Source organism: Candidatus Lokiarchaeum ossiferum (genome assembly GCA_025839675.1).
GTDB classification, from domain to species: Archaea; Asgardarchaeota; Lokiarchaeia; order Sigyniarchaeales; family Promethearchaeaceae; genus Lokiarchaeum; species Lokiarchaeum ossiferum.
Genome location: CP104013.1, coordinates 4,394,458 through 4,417,687, shown reverse-complemented (window position 1 = coordinate 4,417,687; position 23,230 = coordinate 4,394,458). Strand labels below are relative to the sequence as shown.

The following is a 23,230-nucleotide window of genomic DNA, read 5'->3' as shown; positions in this document are numbered from 1 at the left end:
TTTAGGGAATTATGATATTCCGTTTGGCAAAGGGTGACTTTTTTAGAATTTCCCGTACCAAATGTTTGAAAATTTCATTAATATTCTTACCTGTTTTCGCCGAAGTACTAACAAAACTCGAGACTCCTAAATTCTGCTGATATTCCATCAAAGTATCTTTCTCGATCAAGGAGTGAGATTCATCAATTAAATCTGCTTTTGTACCCACTAATATAGAGGGCACTTCTCCTGCATTTGAATGGAGTAAGCTTTTCCACTCTTTATGCAAATTTTCAAGCGAATGGAACGCGAGTTGATCAAATACATAAATTGCCCCATTGCACCCACTAATGAATTGTGGCAATAACGGTCTAAAACGTTCCTGACCACCAAAATCCCATATTGATAATCCGATGCGAAAAGATTTTCCGTTCTCTTCTGCGGGAATAGAATAAGAATTAAAGGATAGCCCAATGGTAAGTTTGGTATCGAGAAATTCATTGAAACAATACCGATTTACAAGGCACGTTTTGCCAGTACCACCATCACCTAATAGAACAATTTTAAATTGATATCTAATGGATTCCGGGTCATCAGTTTCGGCAATATTTGACATGTTTTGCACTCTTAGCAAGCATTAAATTGTTTTTTCGATCGTATAAACGTAACACTTTTCGCTTATATAAAAAATATGGAAGAAATCTATTAAATCAAACATATTAAGAACATTTCAAAAATATTTCTAAATCTTTTAGTGAAGCAATTTATAAAGAGTTTTGGGATCACTGAAATAAATAGTATATGTGATTAAAATCGGGAAAATATCTCAATCACATCATCTTCTTGCACAAGAAAATTTAGCCCAGTACGTATTCGAGTAGTTGAATGGTTTCCTTTGACTCTGTATACATACGCAAATTTGAATGCGTGATAAAGATCCTTATGTATCTTCAGCGCGACATCTCCAATAGTTGATTCATAAGGAACAACCAACGGCTTTTCAGCTACCCCTTTTTTGGATTTAGTATAAACTCGCATTAGATTCAAATGTTGGAGAATTTTTTCACCAAAATGATCCATTCCTTTCCTAATTTGTTCTCCAGTTGAAGAATATATGACTGCAACAGGTAATATTTCAAAAGGTGTGGATATTACAGAAGAAGCCTTTTTCTTAAAAAGTTCATAATTTTTTTTAGTATTAGCCACATCTGCCTTAGTTGCTAAGATAATTGCGGGTTTATAGACAGATTTCCGATTAAACGCCATCTCTAAAGTTTCTACAGTTACTTCTTCATAGATTTTTATCGTAGCATTTTGTAAACCATATGCCTTCACCATTTCTAATATGAATTCCGACATATTTTCGGATTTTTTAGCCTCCTTTGAATGGAAAAATAACTGAATTCCACCAGATCCAGTACGTTCAATTTTGATATTTGGTGGAGCACGATTTAAAAAGATATTATGGTCAGTAAGAAGAGAAACTATGTTATTAAATTGAACCAAAGGGTTTTGGGATAAATCCAGAAGAATAGTTAGTATATCCGTATTTCTAATGCTTGCTAAAATTTTGGAAAGATTTAAAGAATTTTGTAAAGAAGGCATTTCAATTACCTGAAATTTAACATGTTCCCAATCATAAATCCCCACTTTGGGTTCTGGTGTATATATTCCTGGTTTTACTGAAGACTCCCCTGTGAGATTCTTTAGCAACGTTGATTTCCCAACACCTTGTCCTTTATCCATTAAATCGCTTATCATCATAACCTGGATTGTGTGTGGTTCCCGTTTAACGGCAAATGGATCTTCACTCCCCGCAGATAATGCTTTTTTTCTTAGTTCTATAGTTTCTTTTTCTGCCTTTAATTTAGAAAGTTTAGTTTTGTTTAGAGCAACAATCTTCTCAGTAGCTTTGTGTTTTGGTACTTCTGAAAGAAATTCTTGCAAATATTGTATCCGAGCATCAATTCCATTAGCGTCAAGATAACGTTGATATGCCAATTTCGCTTCTAATGTCAAATTTGAACTCAAAATAAATTACCTCCAAAATTACGGATCCAATTTTCTTCAAATAAAACAAAGCATTGCATTTTGAAAATATTTGTTTTTATATTTATCATGTATAACAAAGGAAAAAAGATTAAAACAAACTCTTGAACCGATCTTCACTTTTTAGGATAAGATCACCAAAAATTTTCTCCAAGCGCTTTTCAAACTTTTTAAATTTCTTTAACTTCCGTTGATACAGATCATTCATTGAATATCGATTTGTAAATTGAAACAAAGCATCATTCATTGATTTTAAAATGATTTTTTCATCTGTATTTTTATTAACAATACAATACATCATTATTCTTTCTTCATTTGCGATATTTTCCGAATTATCCTCATCAGTTGACACCCCTACTTTATGAGAGATAAACACAATCGAATATTCTCCTAGTGAAAAACTTTGCATTTCTTCGCCAAATGCTTCACTAGTTAAATCGGTGATTGCTTGGAGTAATGAATTTCGAATTTTGCGATCCAATACATCCTCTGTTTCATAAAATTGGGTTTCTAAAACCGAATCAGATTGAAAAAGGATTGAGGCTTCTAATATTGCCATTGTATAGTTGTAAGTTGGTTTCTGATACCTATTAAGGTTTGGTTTTGATCTTCTTACTACCACATGGAGCTGTTTATGTTGCGATTTGACATACTTATTTGTCTATTTGCACCTATTTCTACCGGGGCCATATGTCCAGCACAAAGTGTTTCGATATCAAGCCCATCAATTCTCTTTATGGAATTTTTTAAATCAGCTAATGAACACCCTGGAAAATCGTATCGACCAAAACTTCCTTGTGGGAACACCACATCACCAGAGAAGAGCAATTTTTTTTGTGGTTCATAATAACAAATAGACCCTTTACTATGACCGGGGGTATAATACACGATAAAGGAATAATCACCAAAGGAAACATTATCTCCCTCATCTTTACGATCAATATTAGATAATGGAATAACATTAATACCAAACCGATCTGCAGTTATCCCAAACCCGCTTGGAACAACCTTTTTTTCATCTCCTTCTTCAAGTAAATCAGCAGTAAATGCATGACAGATAATTTGGGGTTTATTGGCAGGAAATTTCTCAAGAAGAGGATACAACCCCATTATGTGGTCCAAATGATCATGAGTAATGAGAATTTTCTTTAACTTCATGAGATCCCACCCTAATTCTTCAATAGCAGCTTCTAATCCAGAAAGAGACAAGCCATTTCCTGCGTCAATCAAGCATAAGTTTTCATCAATATCTTTGATTATGTACATATTGCAATCTAGCATCTGACCTTCACTAAAATAAAATAAATTAGGCAAAATTTCTTTATAGTATTTCTTTCGTTGTTTTCCGAACATTATAATTTCACTAGAATTTTCTTTTTTTCTAAAACTTTTGCAATAAAGCCCATAAGAACCAAGGGAAATATTCCCGCCAGAAGTAAAGCCATCCATCTGCTTGCCATTACAACATCCTTAATTAATGCAATCAAAATCCATTCTAATACGGGAGATATAATAAACATGATCCACATGTTTTTTCCAAATGCTGAAAAGAAAGGTATTTTAAAATCGTACCGACTGAACTCATAAAAAACGAACATTCCCAAACTGGAAATTGCGATGGTTAAAAAGGCTAAAGATGTCGTACAATGGGGATTATCAGCCCATTGAAGAAAATCAATTAAATAATTTGCCCCAAACATAATTAAGCAGAGCGGTAATATACGTGATCGAAATAAAATGTTTTCAGGTTCAAATTTTTCACCTTGTCCGAGGAAATATATGCTATATCCAGATGCAACAATAGATATTGCAGATAAATTAATCATTTTCCAAGGAATATAGAATATTTGGTGTTCGAAACCAAATTCAAAAGAGTTTAGTCCTGGAATAGCATATAAAATAGCATGAATAGTCATAATTATTAGGCCAATCATAACTCGATTATCGGCTTTCCTAATATAGGCTGCAGAAACGCCACCAAACAATGATGCCCATGCCAGGGAAGCAAAAGTTCCCGCAAATAGGGCAGTGAATAACCCATGAGAAAGTAGTATATCTTCGAATAAAACACTTGTTGCCAATAATAATCCAAAACGATTAAAAACATGGATCCAAGCGGATTTTTTACTGAAACGATTCTCTCTCCTCTTAAAACTGTATGCTTGCATAAATCCAACTAAGAATATCAGATTGGGTTGACCTAAATCAATAATTGTAATTATTGAAGGAAAATCAAAGGGGCTTTGATCAAATAATTTAAAGGAGATGGCCCATCCATGATTATAAAAAGTGGAGCCAACAGGCAATATTCCATCTACAATCTCACCAGATAACCCCCAAGACATAATCCCAATAATGTATAGGATGACACACATCCCTCGAAATTGATCCAACCATTCAAATCTTGGTGAGTTAATATTTTCTTCCGGTATTGATAAACTTGGATCATTGATTTCATGAGAATTTGTTTCAGCCTTCATTTTCTTAAATAAATCAGTGAATGATTCCTTTTAATAACTTCATTGGATTACATTATTCAATGAACTTTTCAGAAGAATTTCTACTCACATTATTTACGGACCTCAAATATTATCTTAAAAGTTCAAAAAAATGTGAAGAAATTAATCACATTTTCCAATCTAAGACAAAAATCTCTAATTTTTTTCATGATAAGAAAGAAATTGAACATTTTTTAGAGAGAATCAAAAAACATCTCGCCACATTGAAGCAAAAGAAAAAAAAAAAAAAAAAACCAAAAGCAGATATGGGAGATTTTCAGACACCAATTCACCTTACAAATAAAATTTGTAAATATTTAATAGAAAATGGTGAAAATCCAACGCTTATAATTGAACCCACCTGCGGAAAGGGAAATTTCATTCTATCTGCATTGAATTACTTCCCAAATCTTGAATACATCTATTGTGTGGAGTTACAAAAGAAATATGAGTGGGATTTTAAGCTTAATATCCTCCATTACGCCATTTTAAACCCAATTCATCCCATTATAGATTTTTATTGTGATAACATATTTCACCATTCTCTCACTACAAATATAAAAAAAAATATTCATTCAGAATCCAAGATTTTAATTATTGGAAATCCCCCTTGGATAACTAATTCTGAACTTTCTTCGTTAAGATCGCAAAATATCCCAAAGAAATCCAATAAAATTAAACAATTTCGTGGAATCGATTCTATTACGGGTAAGAGCAATTTCGATATCGCCGAATTTATCATTAATGATTTGGTGCAGAAACTCACTAAGGAAAAATTGAAGGGAAATACTGCAATACTATGCAAAAATACAGTTATTCGCAACTTTGTTAAGAATAACCGATTAAAGACTCAAAAAATCTCCAACATTAAAGCAGTTGAAATTGATGCAAAAAAGGAATTCAACATTCACGCTGCAGCAGCACTTTTTTATTCTTCTTTTGGAGAAACAGCAGAAAACAAAGGTAGAATTCAGCATATAGATAAGACTGTAGAAGAAACATCTAGTTCAGAATTTGGTTGGGTTAATAATAAATTTGTTTCCAATATTTGTCAATATTCAAAGTACGCATATTTTGATGGTATATTTTATCCAGCATGGAGACAAGGTGTAAAGCATGATCTCACCAAAATAATGGTACTTAAGCAAATTAATTCAACAAGTAGATTATATGAAAATGGTTTAAACCAAACAATCGCGCTTGAACAAGAAAAAATCTATCCTTTCTTGAAATCTTCAGATTTGAAAAAAAAATTGATAACTTCCACAAGGTATCAAGTCATTATTACTCAAGAAAAAGTAGGACAATCTACAGATTATTTGAAAACGGACTTTCCTCAGTTATATAATTATTTGAACATCCATAGAGAAAAATTTCAAAATCGAAAATCGAAAATTTATGTAAACAAACCCGTTTTTTCCATTTTTGGGATTGGAGATTATTCTTTTAAGCCATATAAAATTGGAATCTCTGGATTTTATAAAGACTTGCACTTCAGTTTAATTCCCCCCCAAAATAATAAACCAGTTATATTGGATGATACGTGCTATTTTATCTCTTTTGATGACTATGATGAAGCTTTTTATTATTGGATTGTCTTAAATCTCCCTGAAATCAAAAAATTTCTGCAATCAATCACTTTTCTTGATGCTAAACGTCCCTATACAAAGGAAATTCTGATGCGTATTGATCTATCAAAACTCATTAAACAAACTAAATATCGGCAAATTGAAGATTATTATCAAAAAACACTAAGAAATATAATTGATCGGGACATTTCAGAACAAAATTTTATTCAATTTTTAAATAAAAGGGAAAGGGAAAAAAAGGAAAAATTAAAAAAAATTTAGAACAAATTATTTACGTTTCTTAATGATTAAAGTAATTGCACCTAATGAAGCAAAGACAACAAAGAGTGGAGTATAGCCCGGAATTTTAAATCCTCCTTCATCTTCTCCATCACCATTTCCTTCATCAGCTGGTGGGGCAACATAACCTGCAGCAAACACAGATAAATGATCGATTTCAATAATTAAAGTTCCGGTCGATCGTTCAATGGATTTGGTGAAATTATCAAATACCCACTCATCTGTTGACTCATCCAATGTATAAATTTGGAAATATTGCAGAATTTCATCGTCTGTTAAAGCTAATACATCAGCAGGCAGTTCAACTTCAATGGTAATTGGCAATGTTAAAGCATTACCACTCGAAACATCCACTGCAAAATAGATCGCCTCTCCAGTAAAGTTCACAGTTCCATCAGAAGGGTTTTTAGTCCACACTTGAATAGATAAAGTTCCTGCAGATATAGCATCATAACCAATTTTGACTGAAGTATCATATTCTTCAGATTCAATTATTAATTCTTGATTTACTCCTGCTCCAAAGTTGAGTGTGAACTGATCATCTGGATCAACCCAATGGTCATAAATTTCGATCAAAGGTTCTCCATAAAACCGCTCATTGATTTTCTTCCAAGCACCTTGAGAGATATCATTTTCATATTCAAAGGAAAGTTTTTCACTCGTATTGGTGGTCATTTCATAACCAATTTGGTAGTGCATGTTATCTAATATTCCGTTGTCATCGTAACGAAGGGTTGCAATCATTGTCAAGTAAATCGATTCATTATCCAATTCAACACCAAAGGTTTGATTAAACATATCACATAAGTAATTAAGCCCATCTATTGGGATGCCCGTAGTATTCCAGAAAATATCATCCATACCCTCAACTTCCCATTCAAGGTAAGCCATTTTTTCATAGACTTCAAAGCGATCAACAGACATGTTTAAGAAGAATTCTTCTAATTCCCCAGCATTAAGTTCACCTTCAGCTACCATGAAATCATAAAAACCTTGATAAGCATCAGCTAAATTAGTATCTTTTGGAATATAGAGTGTTGATGGAAGAGCATAGCCAAGAATATCTGCCCATGATTCACTGTAAACACCAAATTCATTAAGGAAGGTCGGAATTTGTGAACTATTTGCAGATGTTCCCCAATAATAAGGAATTGAAGGTACGATTTGTGAGGCAATATCAAGAAGATTTAAATCATAACCTCCTCCAAGATCTGTTTGATTGAGCAATCCTTCTTCAAATTCTTCCAACATGGCAGTAACATTATCTGCTACAGGAGCAGGAAGACCATTTGCTAAACTTCCAACAATTCCATTATAAATATCTTCGATCATTGTCAAGGGAGGACGATAAGAAGATTCGCCTGGAAGTTTTGATCGAAATTGGGAGACCAAAACATCAAAATTGGCATTTACTTCTTCGGAAGTGCCATTATTATCCTCAGTATCTTTATAATCAGCACTGAACATATCTGTAATGTAAGATTCAATGTTCATAACTCGTGGAATATTACTAATAATGGAATCATAAAACATTTCAGAATCAAATTCTTGACCTGCGGTTAAATTGAATGCGTCAGTATTATTAATTAATTTAGTTACTTCTTCATCAATTAGATCCCATACGGCTTGAGGCATTTCAAGATTGAAATCATATCCAGATGTAAATTCGGTTTTACTTCCTTCAGTCACTCCCCAATCTTCATCTACATTTGGAGCGTATTTTGTAGGATTGGACGGTTTACCAGTATACTTGCCATTTAAAGTTGATCGAGCACCTTCGGAAACATCCACAACCAATTTCACACCAAAAACTTCAACGGAAACGGTATCAACTCCGGCTTCAACCTCAAAATGCATGTTTTCTAAAATACCATCTGAGTTCCACTTAATACCAGCTTTAAAACCAGCATAAAATGAATCATCTAATAATTGTAAATCCCAATCTCGAGTTTCATTAATTTTAGTATTCAAGAAATCAATTCCAACAATCTTCCCAGCATCTAATAAAGCACCAAAGATGTCTTTTGGACTATTAGTATTCCATGCCATATATGCTTCTTTTTCAGACACAATCAAATCAAGACCAATTTCTTCTAACAAACCATTTACTCCACCTAAATAGAGTAGATGACTTTGTAATAATATTAAATTGATCTCATCTTTCATTTCATCAACAATCTTGCCTAAATCAACATCTTTTTGCACAAATATAGGAAATCCATCCCCACCATCGAAGAATGCAAAACTATCCCTGACCAAATTTTGAATTCCATCTTCAGAAATTGTTTCATTGGTGTCATCCGGCCAAGATAGGATGTCAAAATCATGTAATGCATAATCATACCCTTCCCCACCAAAGCTAACCGTTGCGTTATCAAGACTTTCTTGAAGTTCAGCAGTTAAATTTTCTGCAATGACTTCGGGAAATACATCATCAATAAATGGGATAATGATATTCTCAGCATAGTTCATTGTGAAATTCTCGAAGGGAAGATATGTTTCACCAGGAAGAGCAGCATTGATTGATACATTGAAAACATCATAATCTACCCAATAATCTCCTTTATCTTCCCGAACAGTTTCTACTTCATTTATGTCAACTTTCAAGTTAAAGACTGTTGGTAAAGCCAGTAAACCGTCAAAAATACCTTTTGCATCAAAAGTGGCTGCAACGGAATTACTATAACCAACACCCATATCATTAAATTGTGTCTGGTTAATTTCATACCATAAAGATTCATTAATCTCATTCCATACTGCATCTGGAAGGTTGATTTCTAAATCAAAACCAGCAGTATAGTATATCGTATCTCCTTCTGTAACACCCCAATCTTCTGGAAAAGTAGCACTAACATTGCTAAAGAAAGAAGATAGGGTAAAAATGAAGGCTAAGGACACTAAAAATTTCGTGTTTCGCTTCATAATGTAATACCTCTAAGTTTAAGGTAACGTAATACCTTTGTTTTAGGTATAGGATCTTACAATGAAAATTGAATTTATATATCTATCCATCTTAAAAATGATTATTCACAAACAAATCAGTCCTTTAGTTTTTTTTTGAGCAATTTTGTTCCAAATCTTTCAAAATAACAGAATAGAGATTTGTAAAAATCATTGTATTCTCTAAAGTAGTATTTCATAATCCACTTAAAAAAAAACGGTCGTTTCCATCCCCATATACAACAAAAATTAATGAATTTTATTACATGCGATTGATGAAAGCGATATTCAATTGGTTACATCTATTGCATTAAAAATGAAACGATAAAAAAAACCAAAAAAAAGACATTTAGGTAAAATACAACAAACTTTTCAGTTTATTTCTTGTGATTTTTTACAATCAAACCCACAACACTGACCAATCCTAAAATGCCAATGAGCACATTGGAATACCCTGGAATGCTGTCTAAGAATCCAAAGAATCCAGCATCAACTTCCATATCACGATCATCACCAAGTTCCCCTGATTCAATCTGTTCAGGAGTAGGGGCAGTAAACCCATCTTGTACAACAGAGGTGACAATACCTAACTGAATTTTTTCGTCTTTGATATATGGAGCACTTTCATTGTTGGCTAAAGTTTCCATTGTATCTAACGAAAATGAAAAATCCATGTAGGATACAAAAGAGGCCAATGCAAAACTATCATCATATTCAATAGCACCATGAAACACAGCGAGATAATCTTTAAGATTCTCTTTAATTTCTGTCAAATTATTGCCCGTTTCACTAGTGAAAAAGGTTTCATCAGCATCATCGGAAGTAAAAGCGATTCCAATACCATGTTCATTTGCATTTAAGGCAATAATTCCCATCTTTGAAATATAATCATCAAAAGAATCAAAAGTACGGTCGGTGACATTCGTTTGAGCAACATCATAATTCACATCACTTTCAGCATACCCCAACCATTCGGAGAAATTGAAAGTGTTGGGTAAGAAGAAAGGCAAACCTGAAGGTTCAAAATGCTCTAAAGGAGCACTTGGTTCGTTTGGATCATAATCCGATTCAGTGGTAGGATCATATAAAGTTCCGTTTTCGTAATAATACTTGTAATCCGACTGGACACGAGAAATCTCAGTATTATCCCAATCCATTGGTTCGTTATCGATTGACTCTTTTGCTTCAGCAGTATAATTCACTACAGAAGGATCATCAGCTTCTAAATCAGAGTTATTTACTGCAATAGCAACAAATTCATCAACTTTATTTTTCTCAAATTCGGCAGGTGTAATCCATTCGTCATCACCATTTTCCCGCATTCGAATTGATGCATTAAAAACATCATAGGCAGAATATCGAGTATCTCCATAATATTCGGTTTTATTTTCCCATGCGAGGTATTTTTGGGATATGGTTAAATTAATCTGGAGATCTTGATTGATAAAACCAACTAAATCAGAAATAAACATCCAAGAGTCAGAAATATCGGCATAATCTTCAGTTGAGTAGGTTTCATTCAACCAACGATCAATTTCGGAAACGACACTCTGGTTTTCAAATCCAAGAGTTATATTAAAAACGACATTATAGACAAAATTATCCCCCACATTAATATCGTAGGTATAAATCGGATCAGTTCCAGTTCCAGAATTTTCTTCCGAACCAGGAGCTTGAACCGATAAAATACTACTTCCAAGGAATAAAAATGCAATCATGCTTAAAGCTAAAATTTTTTTCATTTTTATCACAACATCCACTTTTTTGAGTGAGATATTAACTGATATGAACCCAAAGCTTTTAAGTTCTATAGAAAGATCTTCCGCAAATTGGTGAAATTTTGGCAAGAATTCTTTTTAAATGAAAAATTGCAGTGGTACAATCTCTTGTAAATATTTTAATTATAAACCAATTTAAGAAAATTTTAAGGATTTGAGATTGAAATGGAGTTTAAAAAAGAAAAAAGATGAAAATTAACCACTTATTTGTGTTGTGTTGAATTTTGATTGTTTGAAGTCTGGATTACATCATTTTTAAGTAATAAGAAAATGACCGACCCAATTATTAACACACTGCCTGCGATAATCAATATAATAACTAATGGATCGAGCCCCGAGGTAGGTTGTGGATCTGTATTAGTATCGGTCGTATCAGTAGTGGTGTTGGTCGAAGTTGATGTGGATGTGTCTGTCCCATCCCCTGGGTCTTGAGAATTATCTTTCTTCCCAAAAGGATCGGGATCGATATATAATGGTCCAAAAGAATCGCGATCGTATTCGTCATCTTCGAGATTGTCTTCAACCACTAAATTACTGACATCTTCACTTTCGATGAAGACAGAATCATTATTGCCGTATATATTATCGACAATCGAAACATTGAAGCAGGTATCTGCATAAATCCCATATGAGAAATTTAAAAATCCATTTTCTGTAAAATTAAGGTCATAACAGTCATAAAGACTAATAAGGTAATCGGTAGATCCATTAAAGAAGGTGCGTTGGATAAGAGTATTATTACAATTTTCCAGTTCGCCTCCCGAATCACAGTTCGTCAAGGTGCCATTAATCATGAAGACATTCTCACAATCCGAGAAAACAAAAGCGTATTCTGATTCGGTAATGGTGAAATTTACAAATTGAATGTTGGTGCAATTTCTCAATATAATTCCATTTGATCCAATGATTAGTTCTAAGTTGTAAATTATTAAATTTCGACAATTTACTAAATGAAATTCAGATTTTGGCCCAATGTTGTATGTTTGATTAAAAAGATCGGTGCGATAGAACATTGGGATACCATTTCGGGTATTGGAATCGTCTAGCGAAAAATTGGTTACATCATAATAATTGTATTCATAGCTACAATCGATAAACGCATTATTGGTCAAAATTACAGTATCTGCGGCTTGAAAATTAACACCCCTTGAATTCGCTCGGAGTTCATTATTATCTATGAATACATCTTGTGCATTTCGAGTATAAATCGCAGTGCCTGTGGTTGTTATATTACAACCTTCTACATGCAAGGTATCTATTTCGTAGCTGTAAATGCCATAACCAATCCCATCTAATGTCAGATTTGTACAAGTAAAATTATTGATATAATTGCTGTAAATTCCAAAATTATGAAAATCTGTAAGATTTAATTGATCGAAGGTAATGTTCTCACATCCAAACATTTGAATCGCACGAGCATTTTCGCCGATCTGAGTCTCTGAAATTTGAGAATTATTGACATGATTGAGAATCAATTGTCCAATTTCCCCCAAACTTTCATCTATCTGGCTTGTGTTTTCATAATAATAAAGTGGTTGATCATTGACTAAATTCGTGGTATCAATGGTCATATTTTCGGAGACTGCAGTATCATGAAATAAAATTCCTTCGTTCGAGAGGTTATTGTGAGCGAAATAGCCGTTATGACAGCCAGAGAGATAAATGGAGTCATCATCGGTAACATCAATCACATTATTTAATACAAGGAAATCAGAATGATCCAGAAAACGTAATCCCCATTCTTCTGTATTTGAAACGCTATTATTAGTCACTTGCGAATGAGAGCCACCAGAAATTTGCAAAAAGGCAGGGGCGCTATTCATAGATTGTGAACTTTGCATAGTAGAATTGAACATTGCAAAATCTACGGAATCAATAACCGAACAATAACAATCGCCGCTATTAGGTTTGTATAAATCATCAAATTCACATAGATCAACTGTAATATTTGCGGAGTTAAGCACATATAAAGGCTTTGTCATAACTATTCCAGAACCATCAAATCCAAAACGACAACGTGAAATAGTGACGTTTTGAGATTGTTCCATATAAATTCCATATCCAGTATTTTCAAAATTACTGTTCGTAATTGTAATATTTTCGCAGCCTTCCATGAAAATCGAGTATGCCCCTTCATTAGTATACATATTTTGGATTTTGATGTTTGATCCATTAATAAGTGCCATCGCATATGAAAATTGTGGTATCATTTGAACATTCTTGATAATGACATGTCGGGTGGTTTGGTTCAACCACACTCCGTATGTTTCATCAGTTCGATTAAGTTCATATCCATCAATTACATGGGCCGTTGCCCAACTCAAACCAGTTGTGCCATTTCCAGAACAGAAGGCATCCAATTCAGCATCCCCATTAATATATATTGGAGAGTGCTCAACAGCAGATTGAATTTCATTGAAGAGTAATTCAGTCTGAGATTTCGATGCCATATTCATCGAATCATTATAGAGAAGGCTACTTCCAACGCCTAAAATAAATATCGCAACAAAAAAAACGCGAATTAAGTAAAGCGTTTTTTTTTGGCGAATAGTTTTCCATTTCATACTTTGCATAGTTTTCACAAGATAGTTTTCTGAATATCCCTAAATTAGAAATTACTGTTTTAGAAGTTTATGTAACTAAATTTCTTCCCAATTGTGATAAAATTATTTTAGAATTGATCGATCTTCTTGTTTTGGGAAACGCAAATCTCAATGATTCAATGATCTGTGAAATAATCTGATTAAAGCCGTTTACGAAATAAATGAATAAAAGAAATGAATAAAAGAAATGAATAAAAGAATTGAAATAATCAAAGAATTTATCGATTGATAAATTCCGCATGGTAACTTGAATCACATACAATGCAAAAGAAAAGAGAAAAAAGGACTGATTTCTCAGTCAAGAATTACTAGATAAATCAAAGATTTTTTATTTTCGTTTTTTGATAATCAAAGTTAATGCACCCAAGGAAGCAAAAACAACGAAAAGTGGAGTATATTCAGGAATATTGAATCCACCATCATCGCCATCGCCCTCACCAGTACCATCAGAAGGAGGGGCCACATAACCTGCTGCAAAAACAGAAAGATGATCAATCTCAATAATCAAAGTTCCCGATGTTCTATCAATGGTTTTCGTAAAATTATCGAATACCCATTGATCCGTCGATTCATCTAACGTATATATCTGGAAATATTGAAGAATTTGGGAGTCATTAAGAGCTAAAACATCCGAAGGTAATTCCACTTCAATGGTCATAGGCATAGTTAAAGCATTCATTCAATATCCATTCAATTTAAACAAATCACACCTCGATGTGTAGAACACCACACAAATTAGTTGGAGAAATAAAAAATTCTATTGAAAATATATATTTCGTTTATTAAACTTAGCAAAAACTAATTGAGAAGTTTGCTTCTTGCAATATTTCATAAGTTTATTATAAGTTTCTTCAAATCCGTAACCAACATATCTTGATTCATGAGCATCTGAACCAAAAGTAATAGGAATATTTCTGTTAATCACTTCGTGAATGATTTTATCATCAGGATATTGCGTTGCAACCGGTTTACAAAATCCCGCATGGTTGATTTCTATTGCCATATCACTTTCTTCAACGGCATCCAAAAATTTCAATGTATATTCCCAAATTTCTTCATTAGGCAATATCCCAAATTTCTTAGGTAAGTCACAATGCCCAACGATGTTATAGAATCCAGTTTTCACCATTTTTATGTTTGTTTCATAATATTTTTTATATATAATATTAGATCCAACTTCTTCCATTAAAGAAAAACTGTCTGGACTATCAACCGCACGTTCCCCTACACCATCAATATCTATAACATGCACAGAACCGATAATATAATCTAAATCATCAAGAAATGGTTCTAAGGCAATCTTATAATTTGAAAATGATTTTGGAGTAAAATCTACTTCAGAAGCAACTTTAACTATAATTTTATCTTGGTATTTTTTTTGGACTTGTTGGCATGATGCAATATATTTTGGAAACTGCTCCATTCGCATAGCCCATTGTTCAACGTTAGCCTCTTTTGAAATTAAATGCATGGGAAAATGATCACTTAAGCCTATTTCACATAAGTTTTTCTCAATTGCCGATATAACGTACTCTTCCACGGTGCCTTTAGCATGATTACATAAGTAATTATGAGTGTGATTATCCCAAAATTTCATTATATTTATGAAAAATTGGGATTTTCAAAAAATTTTTTGAATATCAAACATTCATTTTTGTGAGATGAATATTTACCTAATTCGGCATGGAGAAACTGATTGGAATAAACAAGGAAAAATCCAAGGACACATGGACATAGCTCTCAATCAACAAGGTCGATTGCAAGCAAAAATATTAGCATCTAAATTTAAGAATATAAAAATTGATCGGATTTATACATCAGATTTATTACGAGCATCCCAAACAGCCGAAATCATTAATAAAACAACAAAATCGCTTCTAATTGCAGATGAACGGTTACGAGAACGGAATTATGGAGATTGGCAAAATTATTCTTGGTCAGAAGTACATTCACAAAATCCAAATTTGAAGGAAGAATGGAGAACCAACCCAGTGCACTCTAGACCACCTAAAGGAGAATCATTGCATGATTTATACAATCGAATTACTCGATTCTTATCAGAACTCATTAGTGAGGCGAAAAACAATATTTTAATCGTAGCCCATAATAGTCCCTTGAAGATTCTTATTTCTATTGCGAAAGGAATTACATTAGAAGAATTTCATACCATTGACCACCTTTCAAACACAGAAATAATTCAAATTAAATCAACAGAGGGCAATTTATCAATAAACGAAGAAGAATACAATAAAATAAGTCTTAATAAAACAAAACTTGCTTTCCAAAATCAAATTGTCTAATTTACTTTGTCAATTTGTAGATATAATTCATTGCAACATCTTTCGATAAGATTAAAAACACCAGAACTATCTGAATTGTGATCATCTTCGAAATCTCTTATTTTTTCATTAATTCCAGCAGCATCATTGAGAACTAAAATTTTATTTTCCATTTCTTTTCTATTGCTGGCGAAAAAATCATATATCAAATCCCGACGCAAAAATCGATCCATTGTGAAAATTATATCTTTGGATTTTAACCACGCTTTTGAGACACGATGCGGTTCGAGCATGTCTGTCGTACCAAAGCCCCTTTTTTGCAAAAATCCCTTAGTTGCATCAGACACGGTAGAACCACGCCTTTTATAACCAGCATGGCTTACTTGAATATTCCTTACATTAGATTTTTTAGATTTAATTAATAAATCTCTTAAAATCAAAGAAGCAACCGGACTTAATCGCAGATCATCAATACATACAAAAGCAATGGAGGTTATACCTTTAAATACATGGGAAATTTGACATCACCAAATAAATAATAAACACTTAATTAATTCCAAAACGTCTTAGAATTTATTTATTTCCAAAAGGATATTAGGTAAAAAAAAATAGTATTGCTTAATGGTTAAAGAATCCCCAAATATTGATCCAGCCTTTTTACAGCAAATCAAAGAAATTCGACAAACTCTATATCTCTTATTAGAAATTGATAGACCAGAAAAAGTTTTAGAGAGGTTTTTAGAAGGATATTCATCTATTTTAAAAGCAGATGCAAGTACAATAGTATTTTGGGAATCCGAGCTTGGATTTTTTAATACCCTATATAATATTCCAAATGATATTCCGTTAAAAGGAATGATCCTCATTCCAGAACAAGGAGGGCTTGACGGGAGAATTTTTAGAGAACAGCATACAAAACCACTCTGTTTATCTAACTATTCCAAGAATATGGATGCCTACGCAATTATGAAGCCTATCGGTTATCAGTACGCATACGGAATTCCCTTGTTTTCACATAATCAAACTATCATTGGAACAATGTGCTTTTATTTTAAAGAACGCACAAAAAAAATAACTCAGAATGAAGAAATCCTCTTAGAAGAAATTGGACAACAAACGAGCATTGCAATATTAAACGCTCGATTAAATCAACAATTAGAAGACTCTAAAAAAGATTCGGAAGAATCAAGAAATTTTCTTGACTTATTATTAAATTCAAGCCCAGATATAATTATTAATACAGATCTCACAGGCAAAATTAAATTTTGGAATAAAGCTGCTGAGAAATCAACAGGTTTCCCTGCAAATATCATGATGAATCAAAAACTTCCTTTAGTTTCGGATGAAAATGAAGAATTTTTCTATTCAAAATTTGGGGAAGCAAGAAAGGGCAAAACAATTTTCAATTTTAAAATTTTGCTCAAAACAAAAAAACTGAAAGGTGCAGAAACAGAAATACATCGAACTATCAATATGTCTCTAGTACCAGTTCGTAACCAAAAAGAAAATTTGGATTCTATCCTTTTGACAGGACAAGATATTTCAGAAAAACAGAATCTAAAAAAACAAGTGGATGAGTACAATCTTGCATTAAATCAAAAAGATTTGGCTTTAATTCAAAAAGATGAATTATTACTCCAGACTCAAGAGGAATTGATCATCGCTGAAAAATTAGCAACTATTGGCTTAATTAGTGATAAGCTAAACCACCAGATAAACAATCCTTTAATGGGAATTATTTCTGCATTATCTATTCATTTAGATGATATTGAGGAATTAGAAAAACTTAGAATTCAGGGAGGAAACACAATAACAGAAAATATTAGTCATTTTTTAAAACCGCAAGTTTTAGATATCATCTCTGAAGGAGAACGAATTAAATTCATTTTGAAAGAATTAAGACACTTTTCTGAAGTTGCCAAAGAAGTTCATTATCGTGATAATACAGAACTATTTGAAGTTATCAATCAAGTTATCAATGAATTAAAAGACGAACCCGCTTATGCAGATATCAAATTAAAACTTTCCAAAAAAATAAATAAAGCAAAAATCCTAGGTAATTTTAATCAGCTAAAATACGTCATACGCGTTATGTTGGAAAATTCAACACGAGCGATTAATTTAGCCAAAATTTATGATCCTTCCAGACAACCAGAAATTGAGATATATATTAATAAATTTATTCTGAATCAAAAGAAATATATTCGGTTTGAATTATCGGACAATGGAATTGGATTAAATACGGATCAAATAAGTAGAATTTTTGAACCATTTTATACCCTTTGGGACAATCCAAACCAAAATCCCAATGATCCAGAAGAAAATCATGTTGGTTTAAGTTTAGCAACAGCTCAAATTATTTTGCATAATCATCATGCTTACATAAATGTTGAAGGAAAAAAATTAGATCCTTCTCAAAATGAAAAAGATCGGAAGAATTCAGGAACTAAAATCACGATTGATTTTCCCGAAATATAAAGAGTGAAAAGATAATTTTTTTTATAATAATATCCTAATCCTAGTGTTAAAGCGTAAAGAAAGCAATTAGGAGTACGATGGTTATGGGTAAAAAAGCAAAAACAAAGACAACTTCAAAAGATGATTCTGACTCAAATAACATTCAAAATCAAGCAAAAGTACTAATAATTGATGATGAAAGACTGCTTCGTCAAAGTATCAAGAAAATTTTAGAAAGAGCGGGTTTTTATTGTGAAACTGCATTTGATTTCCAAACTGCTAAAAAATGTGTTGAAAATTTACATTATGATTTAATATTAGCGGACATCGTCTTACCAAAGATGAGTGGTATAAAACTAATTGCAACATTACAAGAAGAATTTGATCTGGATGCAGCAATAATTTTTATTACTGGCGAACCAAATTTAGAAACAGCAATGCAAGCGATTCATATTGGAGCTTCAGATTATTTAGAAAAACCTGTTAGCCGAGGATTGCTGATTGAGACAATTCAAAATGTTTTAATCAGGAAAAAACATGAGTTGGAAGTTTTAGAAAATAATACTCGAAAACCAATAACATTAAATCAATCTTTCTTCAATCTTGAACGATCGGCGATAGATTCAGACTCATTGAAGAAAATTAAAGAATCTATTGAACTTATGCATAAATCGTTGGTAACGCTAAAGAAGAAGTTTGGAAATGATTTTAATGAAGAGCAACGCACGTTACTGAATAACATCGCGCAAAACAATTCAACTTTAAAAAAAATACTAAAAGAATTTCCAGAATAACAACTTTGAACGATGTTTTTTTGATTTTAGATTTCACAAATCTTTTACACCAAAATTTAATATAACAGCATATACTTTGTTAGATTAAGTATCTTAACAAAGATCGATCTTCGTTTTTGGAGGAATCACCACGTTTAATATTCGCATTAACCAATTAAAACGACAAATTTCATCAAATATTGAAAAAATTGTTTCTCAAGAAACAAAGAATGTAGCCATGCTCGTGAAAGAAGATCTTGAACAGGAAACATTCCATTTGCTATACCAGCATTTAAATCAAATTAATCTTTTAGGCCAAATTTATTCACGAGCAATTTCTAAAATGGCTTCCGATGAAATATCTGATGAAATATACTATAAAATTCAATCTTTGGAAATTTTCATGGATTTAATAATTATAGCTATTTCGGAACACCCACTGGAATTTCCTCTAGATATTTCACAAAAAATTGATTTAAAACAAGAAAAATTTACTAATTTACAGGAACAAATCAGACCAATTAAAAAAATGCAAAATCATTCTTTAACTACAATTGAACATATCTTAGAATACATTTTACAAAATTCAAGACAAAATTATAAGGAATATAGTCAATTTTTATCATGGGAACAATTAGTGTCCTTTGTATTTGGTACCGATATCTCGGACAAGACAAAAGGGGCAAAAAAAATAGAACAAGTCAATATAAAAGAACAAATTCTTTACAATAATCTTCAAGGTCCCTTGATTAATGAAATTTCCCAGAAATATGATGGAATTATCGCCTATACGATGAGTTTATTAACAATGATCTCTACAACAGATTATTCGGATGAATTTAATGGCCGTCTAAATAAAATTCTAGAAAAATTGGGATCATCAACTCAAATAACCTTATTGCAGAATAGATTATTAAAAACAATGAAACATCGAGATACTAAAGATAAAGACATCAAAAATATCCATCAGAATCTAATTGAAGATTGTAAATCACCATCTATGAATTGTGAAATTGAAAAAATTGAAAGAATTTTTGGCGAATTGCATTTTCCAATAATAGATCTCGAAAACAGACAGCTACCCCCATTAAAAGACATTGAGAACTTTTCCGATATTTTCACGTCTGAAAATCTTTTAACTTACTTCCGTAAACTTAAGATTTTTTGGAATGAATATAATGAAATTTTCCAAGAATTACAAGCAACCTTAAAAGATCTATTAGATTTCTTCAATTCAATTATTAAAACGACCAATAAAATAACAGCAGATCTATTTTCCCGAGGTTTTCAAGCATCTATCCCACTTCATGACATAGAAACATGTGAACGAGCAGGAATTCATATTAAAAATATCGCCGCCACTTCATCCAATCATAAAACTCAGGTTTCAGATAAATCCAACGATATGAAATTAAAATTATTACGAAAAATGGAAAAAGAATGGAAAAATTTGGAAAAAATACTTAAAAAGAAAAGCATGGAAGAAGATACAGTTACAAACATAGGAGCGGATGACAAAATATTTTCGGAATTCTTGATATTTTTCCAAGGAGCATTTATTCGTTTAAATCAAAATAAAGTTTTTTCAGGATATCGAGAAGAGGTTAACATTGCCAGCCGAATTCTTTATTCAATAGTAAATGTTGAAAAAAATGTATTGGATTTACTCAAACCAATTGAAAATTTACGATTCAACACAGAAAACAGAGACGAATATAAACCAATTATCTATGCATTACGCCAATATATTGAAAAGAGTAAATCACTCATAGATTTCATTATTTTAGTTTCAAATTTAGCAAAACAATTATGGCAATTAAATCGAGAATATGTAATGTTAATTGGTGAAGATACTGAATTTATATTATCTCCTGAGAAAATTGAAGACTTAATTAAAGAGATTCCAGTCATCATTAAACGAGAATTTCAACAAAGGTTAATAACAAGCGAAAAACGGAAAGAAAAGCAAAATTATTATATTGAATTGATGGAAAGCATATCAAAATTGAAAGAAATACCAATTCAACAAAGAATGTGGCTTTTACCCTGCTCCGAAAATGATTTTGATTCTTGTGTAGATCTTAGTTAGTTTTTACCAAAATTATTTTTTACTAACCTTCTTTTGTTTTCTTGGGGCAATAACAATACGTTTCATACAGCGATCATTTACTACGCACATTTCACACTTGGGTCCTATTGGTTTACAAATTGTTTTTCCAAAAGATACCAATGTATAGTTAATCACTAACCATTCAGATTTTGGAAATGCTTGTTCCAAAGCTAATTCTGTTTTTTCGGGAGAATTGGTTGTTACCCACCCAGTACGATTTGAAATCCGGTGCACATGGGTATCCACTGGAATCACGGGAATGTTAAAAGACACCACAAGAACACAATTAGCCACTTTTCGCCCCACACCTTTAATTCTCATGAGTTTTTCTTGTGAAGGTGGAACTTCGTCATTATATTCTTCATGAATTATTCGACTAGCTTCAATAATTCGCTTTGCTTTTTGGCGATAAGTTCCAGAACTGTGAATTAATTGTTCAACATGCTCTAAAGGAGCATGAGCTAATTTTTGAGGAGTATCATAATGCTTCCATAAGTTTTCAATCACTTTCAAGGTTGTTTCATCTTTTGATCGAACGGAAAGCATGGTGGCAATTAGAGTTTTAAAAGCATGTTCCTTACGAATATTTGCGGAATCAAAATTATAATTTTTCGGATCCGGCTGTAATTCTTCTAAAAGAACAGTTGTTCCCTTAATCTGTTCAAACATTTCATGAAGCATTTGAATTCGTGTAGCTTTATTTTGACTTGGTTTTATGAAATTGCTTGCAACCATTATATTTCTATATGTACGTTTGCATTAAAAGAATAAAATTTTCGGGTTTAAGTTAAATGTGAACCTTACTTATTTCCTAAAACCCAAAGAAAAATTTAATTCAAAATAATGATATTTTTAAATATGCTATATCCGCAAATACACGAATTAATTAAAAACGCAACAGAAAAATTTCATTTTTCAGGTGTTATTTCGATAGAAGAATGCGGAAAAATAATTTTTGAAAAAGCTTATGGATATGCAGATCGGAGCAATAAAATTCTTAATACAGTCAAAACAAGATTTGGAATGGCATCAGGTTCCAAATTTTTTACCGCTTTGGGAATAGGAAAGTTAATAGAAGAAGGAAAGATTAAATTAGACTCAAGATTTTGTGATCTAGTCAAATCAAACTTTCCAAATTTTGCACCAGATATAACTGTCCGCCACCTCCTTACCCATACATCAGGGGTTTTTGACCATTATGATGAGGATTTAGTTGAAGATTTTGACAATTACTATTTATCTTTACCATGGTATTTTTTAGAAACCCCATCTGATTACATTCCAATATTTCAAGATCAAGGCATGAAATTTCAGCCAGGTGATAAATTCTGCTATTCTAACGGAGGTTACATCCTTTTAGGAATTATTATTGAGGATGTGACAGGTTTAAAATATCGAGATTTTATTAAACAACAAATTTTCAAACCTTGTGAAATGTATGATTCTGGATTTTTTGCAATGAATAAACTGCCAGATCGAACTGCCATTGGATATATGGATAAAAAGGATGGGACATGGCAAACAAATATTTACAATTTACCAATCAGGGGCGCGTCCGACGGAGGAGCCTATACTACAGTTAGTGATCTAAAAAAAATTTGGAGATGTTTCAACTCATATTCTATTCTCAATGAAGAGTTGACAACCCTCTTTAAAACAAAACATGTTGAAATAAATCCTTCAAGAGATGTATTCTACGGATTGGGAATGTATATAATTGGGAACGATACCAATCTTTTGATTGGATTAATGGGTGAAGATGCCGGAGTGGGATTTAACACTAAGTTCGTTGAAGAAAAAGATTGGATTATAAGTATAATTTCGAACACTACATCGGGAGAAGCTCCTATCTATAAAGCATTACTTCCATTTCTTAAGAAATAGTTTTTTTAATCT

General features: G+C 32.3%; 18 protein-coding genes. 6 read left to right on the top strand and 12 right to left on the bottom strand.

The window, feature by feature from the left end; translation table 11 throughout:
• Position 1 precedes the first annotated feature (1 nt).
• The 5 genes from NEF87_RS18900 to NEF87_RS18880 form a co-directional block, all read right to left on the bottom strand.
• On the bottom strand, positions 2-595 hold the full coding sequence (locus NEF87_RS18900) for a Rab family GTPase (protein ID WP_371803028.1): 594 nt from the start codon (positions 593-595) through the stop codon (positions 2-4).
• 191 nt (positions 596-786) lie between these two features.
• Positions 787-2,010, bottom strand: a complete 1,224-nt coding sequence (locus NEF87_RS18895; protein ID WP_457917049.1) for a TGS domain-containing protein — start codon at positions 2,008-2,010, stop codon at positions 787-789.
• 109 nt (positions 2,011-2,119) lie between these two features.
• Positions 2,120-2,587, bottom strand: coding sequence for a hypothetical protein (locus NEF87_RS18890; RefSeq protein ID WP_371803026.1), 468 nt, complete (start codon positions 2,585-2,587; stop codon positions 2,120-2,122).
• A gap of 56 nt (positions 2,588-2,643) precedes the next feature.
• Entirely contained in the window at positions 2,644-3,381 is a 738-nt protein-coding gene (locus NEF87_RS18885) for an MBL fold metallo-hydrolase (protein WP_371803025.1), read from the bottom strand.
• Positions 3,381-4,508 carry a hypothetical protein gene (locus NEF87_RS18880; protein ID WP_457917048.1) on the bottom strand — a complete coding sequence of 376 codons (1,128 nt, stop codon included), beginning with the start codon at positions 4,506-4,508 and terminating at the stop codon, positions 3,381-3,383. Before NEF87_RS18880 ends, NEF87_RS18885 begins: the two co-directional genes overlap by 1 nt.
• Before the next feature lie 59 nt (positions 4,509-4,567).
• Between NEF87_RS18880 and NEF87_RS18875 the strand changes: the two genes are divergently transcribed.
• Positions 4,568-6,376 (top strand): methyltransferase, encoded by a 1,809-nt coding sequence (locus NEF87_RS18875; RefSeq protein ID WP_457917047.1) that lies wholly within the window; start codon positions 4,568-4,570, stop codon positions 6,374-6,376.
• A 6-nt stretch (positions 6,377-6,382) separates the two neighbouring features.
• Here the strand turns inward: NEF87_RS18875 and NEF87_RS18870 are convergent, their stop codons facing one another.
• The 5 genes from NEF87_RS18870 to hisJ all read right to left on the bottom strand — a co-directional run bounded on the left by NEF87_RS18870 (position 6,383) and on the right by hisJ (position 15,312).
• Entirely contained in the window at positions 6,383-9,316 is a 2,934-nt protein-coding gene (locus NEF87_RS18870; protein ID WP_457917046.1) for a hypothetical protein, read from the bottom strand.
• A gap of 395 nt (positions 9,317-9,711) precedes the next feature.
• Positions 9,712-11,076 (bottom strand): hypothetical protein, encoded by a 1,365-nt coding sequence (locus tag NEF87_RS18865; protein ID WP_457917045.1) that lies wholly within the window; start codon positions 11,074-11,076, stop codon positions 9,712-9,714.
• A 239-nt stretch (positions 11,077-11,315) separates the two neighbouring features.
• Entirely contained in the window at positions 11,316-13,685 is a 2,370-nt protein-coding gene (locus NEF87_RS18860; protein WP_457917044.1) for a right-handed parallel beta-helix repeat-containing protein, read from the bottom strand.
• Between the two features lie 358 nt (positions 13,686-14,043).
• Positions 14,044-14,394, bottom strand: coding sequence for a hypothetical protein (locus tag NEF87_RS18855; protein WP_457917043.1), 351 nt, complete (start codon positions 14,392-14,394; stop codon positions 14,044-14,046).
• Between the two features lie 78 nt (positions 14,395-14,472).
• A complete protein-coding gene (gene hisJ, locus NEF87_RS18850) occupies positions 14,473-15,312 on the bottom strand; it encodes a histidinol-phosphatase HisJ (protein ID WP_457917042.1) in 840 nt (279 codons plus the stop codon).
• A 64-nt stretch (positions 15,313-15,376) separates the two neighbouring features.
• Here hisJ and NEF87_RS18845 point away from each other — a divergent pair, with 64 nt between their 5' ends.
• Complete coding sequence (locus NEF87_RS18845) at positions 15,377-16,015, top strand: histidine phosphatase family protein (protein ID WP_457917041.1); 639 nt, start codon at positions 15,377-15,379, stop codon at positions 16,013-16,015.
• On the opposite strand, the gene NEF87_RS18840 is transcribed toward NEF87_RS18845, so the two are convergent.
• Positions 16,012-16,482, bottom strand: a complete 471-nt coding sequence (locus NEF87_RS18840) for an arsenate reductase/protein-tyrosine-phosphatase family protein (RefSeq protein ID WP_457920135.1) — start codon at positions 16,480-16,482, stop codon at positions 16,012-16,014. The two genes, NEF87_RS18845 and NEF87_RS18840, sit on opposite strands and share 4 nt — an antisense overlap.
• A gap of 133 nt (positions 16,483-16,615) precedes the next feature.
• Here NEF87_RS18840 and NEF87_RS18835 point away from each other — a divergent pair, with 133 nt between their 5' ends.
• The 3 genes from NEF87_RS18835 (at position 16,616) to NEF87_RS18825 (ending at position 21,313) form a co-directional block, all read left to right on the top strand.
• Positions 16,616-18,472 (top strand): ATP-binding protein, encoded by a 1,857-nt coding sequence (locus NEF87_RS18835; protein WP_457917040.1) that lies wholly within the window; start codon positions 16,616-16,618, stop codon positions 18,470-18,472.
• An 83-nt stretch (positions 18,473-18,555) separates the two neighbouring features.
• Positions 18,556-19,245, top strand: coding sequence for a response regulator (locus NEF87_RS18830; RefSeq protein ID WP_457917039.1), 690 nt, complete (start codon positions 18,556-18,558; stop codon positions 19,243-19,245).
• A gap of 217 nt (positions 19,246-19,462) precedes the next feature.
• A complete protein-coding gene (locus NEF87_RS18825) occupies positions 19,463-21,313 on the top strand; it encodes a hypothetical protein (RefSeq protein ID WP_457917038.1) in 1,851 nt (616 codons plus the stop codon).
• A gap of 12 nt (positions 21,314-21,325) precedes the next feature.
• Here NEF87_RS18825 and NEF87_RS18820 read toward each other — a convergent pair whose 3' ends face one another.
• Positions 21,326-22,069: an endonuclease III domain-containing protein gene (locus NEF87_RS18820; RefSeq protein WP_457917037.1), complete on the bottom strand. Its 744-nt coding sequence runs from the start codon at positions 22,067-22,069 to the stop codon at positions 21,326-21,328.
• 123 nt (positions 22,070-22,192) lie between these two features.
• On the opposite strand from NEF87_RS18820, the gene NEF87_RS18815 reads away from it, so the two are divergent.
• Entirely contained in the window at positions 22,193-23,218 is a 1,026-nt protein-coding gene (locus tag NEF87_RS18815; RefSeq protein ID WP_457917036.1) for a serine hydrolase domain-containing protein, read from the top strand.
• The last annotated feature ends 12 nt before the right edge of the window (positions 23,219-23,230 follow it).